We start from the raw sequence: 13,842 nt of genomic DNA on the forward strand, positions 1-13,842 counted from the left end.
AGACAGTGCAAAACCTCAGTACGCAGACCTTCAGGCCTGCGTACTTTTTGTTGCGCATTATCTCAGAGGTAATTACGAACGTAATTTCGCTGTAAGGGTGACTTCCGTTCCTCCCTCATCACGGTTGGACCATTGGATCGATCCAGCAAGCTCTCCTGAGACCATCGTTCGCACAATCTGAGTACCCAAACCTGAGCCAGGCCCCTTTTCACCGATGCCATTTCCGTTATCACACACCGTCACCACAAGGCACTGCCCGAATCGACTTGCTTCGATGTCGATTCGTGGATCCTCCTGACCATGGCTCAGCCCGTGTTCAATAGCGTTCGAGAGCACTTCATTCATCACCACTGCGAGCGCAGTAGCTTGTTCAGCACGTACCCGCCCAAAAGACCCAGTAAATGTTGTTCGCACGTCCACGTCAGTCACAGCAGCATCACGAATGAGTCGCATCAGTGGAATGAAGAGATGATCGAAATCGACGACTTCATCGATTGTTTCCGAGAGCCGCTCATGGACTAACGCAATCGTCGATACTCGTCGCTGAGCGTTGGCCAGGGCATCGGCAGTTTCCTTATTCGTGGCTCGGCGCCCTTGCAAACGCAAAAGCGCGGAGACTGTTTGAAGATTATTTTTGACTCGATGGTTGATTTCACGAATCGTGGCATCTTTGGTCATTAATTCGCGCTCTTGACGGCGAAGTTCAGTGATGTCACGGCACAAGATCACCGCTCCTGTGCGTTTGCCCTGGTAAAGCAGAGGAACCGCGCGCAGTGATATCACAACCCCATGAGATTCCACTTCGCTCATCCATGCAGCTCGCCCCATCAAGACAACCGGCAAGGACTCATCCACATCGCGCGTTTCGATGTGCGAGGTAACAGCTTCAGCAAGAACAGATCCCATCAGGGTGTCATCCACACCAAGCCTGCGGAAATGGGACACAGCATTCGGTGACATGTACAACACGTGACCCGCGCCGTCGATATGGACAACGCCGTCGGACACGCGCGGGGTACCATGGCGATACCCAGTGGGCGAGCCTTCTACCGGGAATGCTCCAGCACGCACCATCGTCAGGAGTTCGTTCGCGATGTCCTCATAGCTCAGTTGCGCTTGTGAAGGAAGACGATCTGGGCGCGGCGCACTCATGAGCGCCAGCAACGCAATAGGCGAGCCTGGCACACGGCATACCGGGACAATGACCACACGACGGTCACCGAGCTGGGTGTGTACCATTTTGTTGCGCAGGTAGACGTCGTCAAGATCTTCGATCACTTCGTCCGACGCGGGCATCCCCACGACGTCGTACTCGTAAAGAGTTGCCGCCGTTGCAGGGCGGGTTTGCGCTGCAATTTTGTATTGTCCACGGCAGTGAACCACCAGCAGCACATCGGAAAACGTCAGGTCCGCCAAAAGCTGGGAATCACCGATGAGTCGATGAAGCCAATCACGATCGTCTTGGCTAAATTCCGGTATTCTTTCAAGCATCTTCGTTAAAGTAGGCACGCCCCTAACAATAGGGGAATTTCTGCCCGCAAGGAGGGGACTTATGGAGTTTTCAGCACAGGCGCACTACAACGCTGCTCCCGACGAGGTTGCTCAAGTTCTGCTGAGCCGCGAGTTGGCTGATGCACGCGCAAGCAAAGCTGGAGTGAAATCGTACGAATATTCGTTCGATGGAACTGTGGCGAGCGTGCGCGTACGAGCAGGTGCCGATGTGCTTCCGGAAACTGTCAAACGTTTCGCATCGAACGGCTTCTGGGCAGAAGTCCAAGCACGTGCGCAGTCCAACGTCGTTGCGCACGTCGTGAAAGTCACTGGTTTGCCGGTAACAGCTAACTTCCGTGTCACGCTCTCCCCCGACGACGCCGGATCGATTGCGGAGATTCGCGGCGAGGTCCGTGTCTCCGTCCCCTTCGTCGGGAAGAAAATCGAAGAGAAAGCTGTCGCGTATGCCGGGCGCGCGCTTGAACACGATACGTTCATCGTCAACTCGCTTATCGATACACTGGAGTCATGATCGATCGCCAATACGAAGACCTGCTCGCTGACGTCATGGAAAATGGCACTCTCAAGGGTGACCGAACCGGAACGGGCACATTGTCTGTTTTCGGACGTCAGCTCAGGTACGACCTCACCGAGGGATTTCCGCGTATTACCACGAAATTCGTCGCGATGAAAGCTGTCAAAGGCGAGCTACTGTGGTTCTTGCGCGGAGACACGAACATCGAATGGCTACGTGAACGCGGCATCACTATCTGGGACGAGTGGGCTGATGAGGATGGAAACTTAGGCCCTGTGTACGGTGCTCAGTGGAGAAGCTGGCCCACGCCGTCGGGCGAACACATTGACCAAATTTCTCACGTGATCGAACAGATTCGAACCGATCCCAATTCGCGCCGACTCATCGTGTCAGCGTGGATTGTCAGCGAACTGGACAAAATGGCGCTAGCTCCGTGCCACGCATTTTTCCAGTTTTACGTTGCTGACGGTCGTCTGTCGTGCCAGCTCTACCAGCGAAGCGCAGATCTTTTCCTCGGGGTTCCCTTCAACATTGCTTCCTACGCATTACTCACACATATGGTTGCGCAACAAACTGATCTTCAGGTTGGCGATTTTGTGTGGACTGGCGGCGACTGCCACATCTACACCAATCATCTTGAGCAGGTGAGGCAGCAACTTCGTCGCGAACCCTATCCGTTCCCGACTCTTCACTTGCGCAAAGCTTCCTCGATCTTTGACTACCATATGGACGATATCGATGCGTCAGACGGATACAACCACCATCCGAGGATTTCTGCACCCGTGGCAGTATGAGGAGGCCGGCGATGTCCACACCGCATATTACTCACAGTGTCTGCCCCAACCGTCCACTACTTGGCTTGATCTTCGCTCAAGGCCACGATGGCGCAATTGGAGTTCATGGTGAACTCCCGTGGTATCTCCCCGAAGACCTCGCACTCTTTCAACATGTCACGACTGGCAGCGATATTCTCATGGGCAGGAAAACCTGGGATTCAATTCCTGCCCGCAACCGCCCGCTCGCGAATCGCAGAAATATTGTGGTCACCAGCGCAAACGCCGATAACTTCCCTGGAGCGCATGTTGTGCGAAGCGCCCAGGAGGCCTACTTCAATGCCACGGGCAAGATCGCATGGTGCATTGGCGGCGCAGGACTCTTCGACATGCTGGCTGATCAGGCAGATTTGCTTCTGATCACTGACGTTGATCTTGATGTGCCCGACGCCGACACTTTCGCTCCGAATTGGCATCGGCGCGATTTCTGTGCTACACAGGTTTCTCCAGAGCACGGCTGGCATACTTCACGTACTGGTCTGCGTTTCCGCGTCACGCTCTACGTGCGCCGAGGTATCACAGTTCCCGACGTGGATCTGGGATTGTAGCAACCAGCAATTCCTCATCGATGATGAGCGCAGTGACTGATTTATCGTTTGATCCCTCTTGTTCGAGTAATCGGCAATAAAGCGGACATGACACACAAACCTCAGGTGTTCTTCGCGCAAATCCACGTTTACCCCAACACATCTCAATTTCGCCTGTATCGAAACTTCCAGAAACTTTCCCCGTGAGCGGTATACTGGACTCATACCAGAAAGTGGATATGTCCCAATATCTCCACTTTGGTCAAGACCCGAAAGGAAAGGAATCATGGCAGACGCATTTAAGGCCTCCGACGTACTCGGAGAATCGCTTCAGAAGGTGCTGACCGACGTGACCGCATTGTCTCTCAATGCCAAGCAGTTGCACTGGAATATCGTTGGCCCAGGCTTCCGCGCACTTCACCTCTATCTTGATGATGTCGTCACCATCGCACGCGAAGCATCCGATGAGGTCGCTGAGCGTATGCGCGCAGTCGGACTCAATGCAGACGGCCGTCCGAGCACAGTCGCCGAATCGCACTCTCTTCCGGCGTTGAGCGAAGGCTCGATTAGCGACGTTGATGGTGCAGCCGCAGCCGTTGCCGCAATCACCGCTACTGTCAACACCCTGCGCCAGGTACATGAGAAGGTCGATGCTGAGGATCCTGCTTCGGCCGATATTCTCCTCGACTACGTGCGTCGCCTTGAGCAGCAAGCGTGGTTCATTGGCTCAGCAATTGCGCAGGCCTAGTATTTCACAGGTGTAAAGAATCGGTGGCAGATAATTTATCTGCCACCGATTCTTTACACCCACGATGATCTCAATGTATTTCTTACGTTGAGACCACCATGGATGTGGGGTGCTTTCTCCAAGCACCCCACACTCCTACTTTTTCAAAAGCTGATCGAACGAGGCAAAGTCTTCGTACAGCTCAGTAGGGTCAGTCTGGATCAGCTCTTCCTGACTCTTACTTGCGAGACGCGTCGCACCGCGCTGTTGAACTTGACGCACCTGCGCGTTACCAACCGCGGCACTGGTGTTGGCGATTTCACCTTGCTCAACCATGACTGCACGAGCAAGCTCGCGCCCTGAGCGCGAAATACGTCGTTCAAGCGACGCGCCTCCCGAGCCATCAGAGTCGGCAGCTGCTGCTCCCCAGTCTTCTGTTGCCGCATACACCGCTGTGGGAACCACATGCGCATGAAGGTAGGAGAACATCGGCCGCAGCGCGTGTTCAGTGATGAGTGAATGGCGCGGAGTGCCACCCGTCGCACCGATCAGCACTGGCTTGCCCTTGAGCGTATCTTCCGGCATAACATCAAAGAAGCTTTTGAACAGCCCCGACATGGACGCGTTGTAAGCCGGTGTCACCGCCACCACCGCATCAGCATTGAGAACATCATCGAACGCCTCCTCGAGCGCTGGCGCAGGGAAACCCGCCAACATCGCATCCATGATGTGATGAGCATGGGCACGTAGCGAAATCACGTGATATTCACTGCCCGGCAGCGCATCCACCGCCGCGCGCGCAAGCTTTTCCCCCAACGCGTCAGTCGTCGAATTTTCCGAGAGCGACGCCGATATGACGACGATATTCATCAGTGCTTCTCCGTCAGGTGCAAGAGGTTGTCAGCGTGCCTGACTGAAGCTTCGTCATTTTCTTGCTGCTCATACGGTGTCGCAACGCCCGAAACGTTGTCTGGCTCACCGAAAACAGTGGAATCATGCGCACCTCCACGAGCCGCAACGAGCGACGCATGAGTTGGCGCATCGGGGACGCCATCCTCGCGCATCGCTGTGAATTCCTTGCGCAAGGTCGGCAAAATTTCACCCAGATAATCGATCTGCTCAAGGACCTTCTTCAATGGCAAGCCCGCGTGGTCGATGAGGAACATCTGACGCTGGTAGTCACCAACCGCCTCACGGAAGCCCAGGGTTCGATCGATTACTTCCTGCGGAGATCCGACTGTGAGCGGAGTTTGCGAGGTGAAGTCTTCCATTGACGGGCCGTTGCCGTACACCGGAGCATTATCGAAGTAGGGGCGGAACTCGCGCTTGGCAGTCTGGGAATCCTTGGCCATGTAGAACTGTCCACCCAAGCCCACGATGGCATCCTGCGGGCGTCCGTGACCGTAGTGCGCGAACCGCTGACGGTACAGTGCCACCATCCGCTTCGTGTGGCTCATCGGCCAGAAGATGTTGTTATGGAAGAAACCATCACCGTAGTAGGCAGCCTGCTCAGCAATCTCTGGGGAACGAATCGAACCGTGCCAGACGAAGGGAGCAACGCCGTCAAGAGGACGCGGAGTCGAGGTGAAGTTACGCAAGGCGGTGCGGAATTGACCTTCCCAGTTCACGACGTCGTTATCCCACAGCTCACGCAGAAGTGAGTAGTTTTCGATCGCCAGCGGAATACCTTGGCGGATGTCCTTACCAAACCAAGGATAGACCGGGCCCGTATTACCTCGGCCCATCATAAGATCGACTCGCCCGTCCGCCAGATGCTGGAGCATCGCAAAATCTTCAGCGATCTTGACCGGGTCTTGAGTGGTAATCAAGGTGGTAGAAGTGGACAGTATGATGCGTTTGGTCTGCGCCGCAATATAGGCAAGCGTAGTAGTTGGTGACGAGGAGAAGAACGGCGGGTTGTGATGCTCACCGATGGCATACACATCCAAACCGACTTCCTCAGCATGTTTCGCGATCTCAGCCGAGGCCTTAATGCGCTCGTGTTCCGTGGGGGTGCGACCCGTGGTGGGATCGGTGGTGATATCTGAGACAGAAAATACTCCGAACTGCATATCCATGTTCTTGCTCCTTCATTATTCGAGGAAGTTGTGTTTCTGAGATGAGAGTATCACCCTTTAGTTAAATATTCAACCTTTAGGCCGAGGGGGGCATTCTCCCCATTCGCCACCACAATTGTGTGAGTTGTTCAGGCACGACTAAGATTGAGCGCGGAAAACAACGGGAGGGATATATGTCCGAAGTTATCGACGGCGCCGAGCCAATCCAGGACGATCCGCGTATTGACGCGTCATTGCGCGCAGCAGTCCGACGGCTCACCACGCTGCTCGGAAATGTGCTTGAGGATCACTATGGCAGCGATGTGCTCGAACTGGTTGACAGTATCCGTCTGCGCGCCAAAGCAGCTGCAGATGATCCAACCGATGCACTCGGACGTGAACTCCTTACCACTCTTTCAGCACTCCCGAGTGAAGAAGCAACTCTGGCAACGCGCGCATTTGCACAGTACTTCTTGCTCGCAAATTCGGCCGAGCAGTCATATCGCATCCGTTCAATCGAAGCAGCCAATGACACCGACTCATGGATCCCCACCTCAGTTCGTCAAATCGCTGATACACTCGGCGCCGAAGGACTGCAGGAAACCGTCGATAGTCTCGAAGCACGGCTCGTTTTCACTGCACACCCCACTGAAGCCTCTCGTCGCGCGATTCTACGTAAGCTACGTGCGATTTCTGAGATTCTCGAAATCGATACCACATCTGGCACACTCGCTCGTAAGCGTCAAAATGCTCGGCTCACTGAAATTATTGAGAGCCTGTGGCAGACCGACGAGATTCGCTCCGAACAACCGACACCAATCGACGAAGCGCGCAACGCACTTTATTATCTTCGCCAAATCTACCTCCATACGCTCTCCGATTTCCTTCGCGACTTCGATTCCGAGCTCAAGGCGTCTGGTGCGCGACTTTCCGACTCATCTTCACCGCTTATCTTCGGCACATGGATCGGTGGCGATCGCGACGGGAATCCCTTCGTCACGCCAGAAGTCACTGCGACGGTTTTGCGCCTGCAAGCAACCACCGCAATGGACATTATCGCCGAACTTCTCACCCAGCTCATCGAGTCCACCTCGATCTCTGCAGCGCTCACCGGTGCCGATGACGAACTCGCAGCTTACCTGGACGCTCATTACCAGGCGTACCCTGGCGATGAAGAGATTCGCCGGATGTTTGCTGAGGAGCCCTACCGTTTGGTGCTCGGGGCTATGCGACACAAGGTGAGTGTCACTCGTGAGCGTTTCGCTGAAGGCACGGCCTACGACGGCCGTGGCTACGCCGACGTCGATGAGCTTTTGGCTGAACTCGCAATGCTTCGCGATGCTCTGCGCCGCCATCACTCGCGTTCTGCTGACGGAGCCGTTGCCACCGCAATGCACGTCATCCGAGCCGTTGGATTCACCCTGGCAACGATGGACGTACGTGAACACTCCGAGAAACACCACGACGTGTTAGCCCAGCTTTACGACCGACTCGGCGAACTCGACGTCCCATATGCACAACTCGATGCTGAGGGTAAACGTGAGATCCTGTCACGTGAACTGGCGTCTGCACGTCCACTTGCAGGTGCTGTGCTTGACGACGACGAAGAGTCCATTCTCGCTCCGCTTGAGCGCATCACATTCAACACATTCCGCGCATTGCGTGATGCCCAGCGTACGTATGGTCGCGATGTCATCACCACATACATCATTTCGATGACGCACGGAGCACATGACGTTCTCGCAGCCGCAGTACTCGCGAAGGAGGCGGGCATTCTCGATCTGTCGTCGTCAACAAAGCGCGCCGACGTCGGCTTTGCTCCTCTGCTTGAGACAACCGTTGAACTTGCCGCAGCAGGTGAAATTCTCGACCAACTTCTGTCGGATCCCTCCTACCGCGAAATCGTTCGACTCCGCGGCGACGTGCAAGAGGTGATGCTCGGGTATTCCGATTCAAATAAGGAAGCGGGAGTCTTTACTTCTCAGTGGTCGATTCAGAAAGCACAGCGGGCACTGCGTGATGTGGCAGCAAAGCACCATGTCAAGCTTCGTCTTTTCCATGGCCGTGGCGGCTCGGTTGGACGCGGCGGCGGCCCCACATTCGATGCGATTATGTCCCAGCCAGCTGGAGTGTTGGAGGGCCAGATTAAATTCACCGAGCAGGGTGAGGTGATTTCGGATAAGTACCTCCTCCCGCGCCTTGCACGTGAAAACCTTGACCTATCTCTTGCCGCTGTTATGCAGGCAACGGCATTACATCGCACACGCCGGCACAGCGATGAGCAGGTTGCCTACTGGGATTCGATTTTGGACCTGATCTCTGAGGCGTCTTATCGTGCCTACCACGAACTCGCGTCGAATCCGGATCTACCCGAATATTTCGTCTCATCTACACCGGTAGAACTTCTGGGTGACCTCAATATCGGTTCACGCCCCTCAAAGCGAACAACGTCAGAGAAGGGTCTGGACGGCCTGCGTGCAATTCCGTGGGTATTCGGGTGGACACAATCACGTCAGATTGTGCCAGGATGGTTCGGTTTTGGTTCGGGTATCAAGGCTGCACGCGAAGCTGGATATGATGAGGAACTCCTCAACATGCGCCAGGCATCTTCGTTCTTCCAGTCAGTTCTATCCAATATCGAGATGACCTTGGCGAAGACGGATATCGAGATCGCTGCACACTATGTACATTCGCTCGTTCCTGAGCATCTGTGGCCAATCTTTGAACTCATTAAGCGCGAACACAAGCTCACAGTCGAACAGGTTGCGTGGCTGACAGGAGCCGAAACACTACTCGATAATCAGCCAACGCTTCAGCGAACCCTCGCGGTTCGAGATCGTTACCTCGCACCGTTGAACTACATGCAGGTAGCGCTGCTGAAGAAGGTGCGCGAGGCTGAAGCATCAGGCGCACAAGTTGATCGTGAAACCAGACGAGCTCTCCTCATTACTGTCAATGGCGTAGCCGCTGGCATGAAGAATACGGGCTAATCGATACTCATCATGCAGTGGTGGCCCCTGGCGTATATGCCAAGAGCCACCACTTTTTCATTCAGGCGTGGAAGTGACAATTCGATGCCGCGAATACCCCTGAGCAAGTACAGCAGCGAATGCAAGGAAGCCAAGTGCGGACAGATAGACAAAGGCGTAGTGAAACCCGATCGACTCTTGGAGATATGAACTCACCATTGGACCAGCCAGTGCGCCAAAAATTCCGTAGGCTGCAAAGACAAGCCCGAAAATCTGACCAAAATATCGGATTCCAAAGATCGGCGTTAACAACGCAGGCGCAGTTGTAAACATCGTACCGAGCCCAATTCCAGCAACAAGTGCCACAACGACTAGCACCGTCGGGGCTTCGACAATCGTCAGAGCGAGATAGCCAGCACCAACGCCAAAGAATGCACAAGCAGCGATGATCACGGGACAGACTCGATCGATGATTGCCGCAATAACAATACGAATCAGCGCATTACCGATAGCGAACGCAGTGATCACTGCAGCCGTGTTCACAGGCACACCATGTTCATTGAGATAGGTGGCATATGTTGCAGAAAATGGCAACATGGAGATCGTTGCTGCCCCTGCCGCAAACCAGATAACCCACATTTGCCAAAATGAGGCCGAACGGACTGCTTGAGACACAGTCAATGATTGGCTTAATTCAACACGATTCTTACTGCGAGAAAATGCTGCAAGTTCTTCAAGGCGCGCAAATTCCACCTGCTTTGGAGTGGACAACAAGATCGCAACGATTGAGAACGCAATAGTAGCTCCAACGAGCACAGAGAGCGTTGCCTGAAAACCTATCCTCGCAAGAGCACCAGCAATTATTGGTGAGGCAAGCGCTGCCCACCCCGCGAATGACACATTGATCATGCCTGTCACGAGACCACCTCGAAGAGGGAACCACTCCTGAACCGCGGAAAGCGAGGGTGAATATGCGAACGTTGTCGAAATGCCACCGATTGCCGCCCAGACATACACAGCCGTCAGCGAGTGAGGAAAAATGAGGAGCAAAGACAGAGCCGTGACCTGCATGAGGAGAGAGATGACGTACATCATGCGCGTCCCCCACCATCCACGCATCACACCGGCGACATAAGTAAAGATTCCTGAGGAGAGAACAGCGACCGTCGTCACCCACCCAAGTTGAGCGTTCGTTGCACCCAACGCATCTTTCCAATATGGAATAAACAGTCCCGGTAGAGAGAACAGTAAGATGCCGGGAACTGCCATTGCAAGAATCCCCGCAACTACCGCTGCCTCCCCTCGAAAAGTAGTTGAATTTAACACTAAAACAGCATACACCCGTGTCTCGGCTGCCAGGTAGAGTTGTGATGATGCGATCACTTGATCCTTGGCTTGATGAGCACTCCTGCCAGATATCCACTTCTCCAAACGAAATGAGGAACGTTATGCTCGCAGCTATCACCGGAGCAGCTCTTGCGGCTGCTGCCGGACTCAACGCTTACATCCCTTATCTCTTCGTTGCCGTCCTTGCTCGCTTCACGGACGCCATCACATTGCCTGCGAGCTTAGGGTGGATCTCCTCCTGGTGGTCGATTAGTCTCGCCACGCTTTTACTCATCTGCGAAATTACTCTCGATAAAATCCCTGCCGTCGATACGATCAACGACGCCGTCGCCTCATTTATCCGACCTTCCACTGGCGGCCTGATCTTCGCCGCGACAACAGCGGCAGCGAATTTTGAAAACTCCTCTACATTATTTACGCAGCACCCATGGATCGGGGTGCTTCTTGGCGTCATCTTTGCCGGGATCACGCACTCGGGAAAGATGACTGCGCGCCCGGTGATCAACGCTGGATCCTTTGGTGTTGGAGCGCCAGTGGTGTCGATGGCGGAAGATACAACCTCAGCAGCGCTCTCCCTGACCGCTGTATTTTTCCCTATTGTTGCGTTGGTGATCGTGATTGCGCTATTTGCACTTATTCTTTGGGTGACATTCACCCTCGTCCGCACTTCTCGCACGCTCGCTTCACGTCGCAGAACAGCTCTCCGTGCGACGTCGAAGGGTGACGCCAAAAGATAACAAATGAATTGGAGGATTCGCATCTGCGAACCCTCCAATTCATTTGTTTCGGGAACTCAACGACGACGTAGGCTCAATACAGCACCCGCTGCAATTGCACCAACAGCAACGATGACCACTGCGATCACGTTCGCTCCCGTGAAGCTCAGCTCACCCTGAGTATGACCAGAGGCGCTGGGAGCCGATGTTGTCGGCGCCGACTTTGTCGCCGACTTTGTCGCCGACTTTGTCGCCGAGCCAGCCGGCGATGAGTCTTGCGTGTGATCCCAGCTCCCGACGAGTAGAACCGAAAGCGGCTCAACACTCACTGATCCACTCGATTCGATCTTTGCGCGTTTGTTGAGCACACGCCCGTCCTTCACAAGAGCGCCGTACGTCCCTTTCGCAAGATCTGCCTTCCATTCCTTCGTGGACGCATTAATGAAAACCCACGCGGGATTTCCCTTCCCAAAAGCATCCTTGACTTGATAAGCGATGTGTTCGCCATCAAGGCTGCGACCAACAATGCGGTTCTTGACCTCGTTGTTGGTTGCCATGTGTAACCACTCAGATGTCGCACGCAGGTGCAGAAGATCCTTGAACAGCTTCACATTGGCCGGGTATGTGGCCGCACGATCATAGTCAAATTCATTGACTTTATCAGGTGACTTGTAGGAGTTTTCATCCCCACCCTTTGTGCGTAAAAATTCCTGGCCCGCATGGATAAACAACGTTCCCTGCGCGAGCGCCTGGATGGTGGTGGCAAGTGCATGACGACGAGCAATCTGTGCGTCTGTCGCCCCCTTGAGGGTCAACGTTGCCTTGAGCTTGTCGTAAAGCGTGAAATTATCGTGTGCCTCGTTGTACACCACCGACTGGTAGGGTGCAGCAAAGGAGAACGCATGAGGCGATCCAAGAAGTCCGTCATAGACGCGATCCGCATCGTCCTTCTTCTTCGAATCGGAGACAAAACCTGGCGCCTTCGCGTCAAAGACCGAGCCCTTCATGCCGTCACGGAATGCATCATTAAAATGCGAAATTCCGGGCATCTGAGCTGGATGACGATAGTTCGATGGAGTCACGCCCTTGGGGTGATTACCCATCTGCCATCCTTCACCGAGCACGATAATATTCGGATCAATCGCGTCCAGTGCAGCGCGTACCGCATTCATTGTATCGACATCGTGGATACCCATGAGATCGAAGCGGAAGCCGTCGAGGTTGTATTCCTTGGCCCAGTACTTGACCGAGTCCACAATGAATTTGCGCATCATCGGCTGCTCAGAGGCAGTTTCGTTTCCGACGCCGGTACCATTGTGGAAACCACATTCATTATTCATACGGAAGTAGTATCCAGGCACCGTCAGTTCGAGAGGGCTCTTGGCGACGTCGAAAACATGGTTATACACAACGTCCATAATGACGCGTAGGCCAGCATCGTGCAGGCCCTTCACCATCTGCTTCATCTCAATAATACGAGCAGTGGGATTCGTTGGATCCGTCGAATACGAACCTTCCGGCACGTTGTAGTTGGCCGGGTCATAGCCCCAGTTGTACTGAGCTCCCCATGAAAGGTCTCCTGTTTCATTGATGGAAGCAAAATCGTACATGGGCAGCAGTTGGATATGCGTCACTCCCAGCCCCTTCAGGTAGTCCAGACCAGAAGGGTTGCCTTGAGCTGTTTTCGTTGCCTTCTCAACGAGGCCGAGGAACTTTCCTTTATGAGAAATTCCGTTGGTTTTGCCGATTGTCAAGTCACGAACGTGTGCTTCGTAAATGACGGCTTCATTGCGATTCTTCAACGCGGCCATACGCTGAGTTGACCAGCCTGCTGGCACGGTGTTGTGTGAATCGACAACGACGGAGGCAGCCGAGTTCACTGTAGATGCGCGTGCGTACGGGTCCGAGGATGTATGCACTGTGCCGTTTTCGAACGTTAGCTCATACCGGTAAACGGTTCCGGCCTGGTTGCCGTGGAGTGTGTACTGCCATGTACCTTTCTCACCGGCTTCCATCGGTGTCGCCTTGCCGGTAGTGTCGTTGAGGAATCTCACCGACGTCGCTGTAGGCGCCCACAGGCGGAAGGTTGTGGATGTTGGGGTGTACAGCGCACCGAGCTCACCGTCATAGGTGTATTTTTCGTTGAACTCTTTGGTGTGCAATGCCATGCACTTGCCAGGCTCAGCAGGTGCGGGCTTTGCGATGGAGGGATCAGGCTCACGTGTGAGAGTGAACGTATCCTTGTTCTTGTATGACACAGAAATCGCTGATGTGACAACGAGGTCCTTGAAGTCGCCGGACTGCCATTGCCATTCGTTTTTCGACGTTGAGCGGCGAATGAGTAAATTGACGGTCGTCTTCCCGGCAGCTGCCGGGACGGACGCCGTCAGGTTGCCGTCCTTGTCTGTACCATCAAATTTCTGAGATGTTCCGTTACCTCCAGTTGGCCACACCCACAGATTATATTCGCTTGCCGGAACAGCGGGATCAGGGGTGAAGGTGACATCAACTGTGAGTGGAGCACCGTTATGTTCGTCCGCCTGCGCAGGCACGACGAGGCTGAATACCGCAAGTAATGCCACAAGAGCAGTGCCGAGAGCACGCTTGAGTACGATCTTCATAATCCTCCTTGACGACATC

The 13,842-nt window shown here is 54.3% G+C and carries 11 protein-coding genes; 6 read left to right on the forward strand and 5 right to left on the reverse strand.

Translation table 11 applies throughout. The annotated features are described in order from the left end of the window. Positions 1-72: 72 nt before the first annotated feature. Complete coding sequence (locus tag P7079_RS05970; RefSeq protein WP_278012368.1) at positions 73-1,509, reverse strand: sensor histidine kinase; 1,437 nt, start codon at positions 1,507-1,509, stop codon at positions 73-75. Positions 1,510-1,552: 43 nt separating this feature from the next. Here P7079_RS05970 and P7079_RS05975 point away from each other — a divergent pair, with 43 nt between their 5' ends. The 4 genes from P7079_RS05975 to P7079_RS05990 all read left to right on the forward strand — a co-directional run bounded on the left by P7079_RS05975 (position 1,553) and on the right by P7079_RS05990 (position 4,134). Next, complete coding sequence (locus P7079_RS05975) at positions 1,553-2,023, forward strand: DUF2505 domain-containing protein (protein ID WP_278012369.1); 471 nt, start codon at positions 1,553-1,555, stop codon at positions 2,021-2,023. Next, entirely contained in the window at positions 2,020-2,820 is an 801-nt protein-coding gene (locus tag P7079_RS05980; protein ID WP_278012370.1) for a thymidylate synthase, read from the forward strand. Before P7079_RS05975 ends, P7079_RS05980 begins: the two co-directional genes overlap by 4 nt. 11 nt (positions 2,821-2,831) lie before the next feature. After that, positions 2,832-3,407 carry a dihydrofolate reductase gene (locus tag P7079_RS05985; RefSeq protein ID WP_278012371.1) on the forward strand — a complete coding sequence of 192 codons (576 nt, stop codon included), beginning with the start codon at positions 2,832-2,834 and terminating at the stop codon, positions 3,405-3,407. 265 nt (positions 3,408-3,672) lie between these two features. After that, a complete protein-coding gene (locus P7079_RS05990; protein ID WP_278012372.1) occupies positions 3,673-4,134 on the forward strand; it encodes a Dps family protein in 462 nt (153 codons plus the stop codon). A gap of 135 nt (positions 4,135-4,269) precedes the next feature. On the opposite strand, the gene P7079_RS05995 is transcribed toward P7079_RS05990, so the two are convergent. Together P7079_RS05995 and P7079_RS06000 are read right to left on the reverse strand one after the other, a co-directional pair. Further along, on the reverse strand, positions 4,270-4,983 hold the full coding sequence (locus P7079_RS05995) for a CE1759 family FMN reductase (RefSeq protein ID WP_278012373.1): 714 nt from the start codon (positions 4,981-4,983) through the stop codon (positions 4,270-4,272). Next, positions 4,983-6,191, reverse strand: coding sequence for an LLM class flavin-dependent oxidoreductase (locus P7079_RS06000; protein WP_278012374.1), 1,209 nt, complete (start codon positions 6,189-6,191; stop codon positions 4,983-4,985). The genes P7079_RS05995 and P7079_RS06000 overlap by 1 nt, the downstream gene beginning before the upstream one ends. 173 nt (positions 6,192-6,364) lie before the next feature. Here P7079_RS06000 and ppc point away from each other — a divergent pair, with 173 nt between their 5' ends. Then, positions 6,365-9,160, forward strand: a complete 2,796-nt coding sequence (gene ppc, locus P7079_RS06005; RefSeq protein WP_278012375.1) for a phosphoenolpyruvate carboxylase — start codon at positions 6,365-6,367, stop codon at positions 9,158-9,160. A gap of 57 nt (positions 9,161-9,217) precedes the next feature. Here ppc and P7079_RS06010 read toward each other — a convergent pair whose 3' ends face one another. Next, positions 9,218-10,522 carry an MFS transporter gene (locus P7079_RS06010; protein WP_278012376.1) on the reverse strand — a complete coding sequence of 435 codons (1,305 nt, stop codon included), beginning with the start codon at positions 10,520-10,522 and terminating at the stop codon, positions 9,218-9,220. 65 nt (positions 10,523-10,587) lie between these two features. Here P7079_RS06010 and P7079_RS06015 point away from each other — a divergent pair, with 65 nt between their 5' ends. Then, a complete protein-coding gene (locus P7079_RS06015; RefSeq protein ID WP_278012377.1) occupies positions 10,588-11,223 on the forward strand; it encodes a DUF4126 domain-containing protein in 636 nt (211 codons plus the stop codon). 56 nt (positions 11,224-11,279) lie between these two features. Here P7079_RS06015 and pulA read toward each other — a convergent pair whose 3' ends face one another. Continuing rightward, the gene (pulA, locus tag P7079_RS06020; RefSeq protein ID WP_278012378.1) at positions 11,280-13,823 is read right to left on the reverse strand and encodes a type I pullulanase; all 2,544 of its coding nucleotides are present in this window, start codon (positions 13,821-13,823) and stop codon (positions 11,280-11,282) included. Positions 13,824-13,842: the final 19 nt, after the last annotated feature.

The organism is Arcanobacterium canis, assembly GCF_029625435.1.
GTDB classification, from domain to species: Bacteria; Actinomycetota; Actinomycetes; order Actinomycetales; family Actinomycetaceae; genus Arcanobacterium; species Arcanobacterium canis.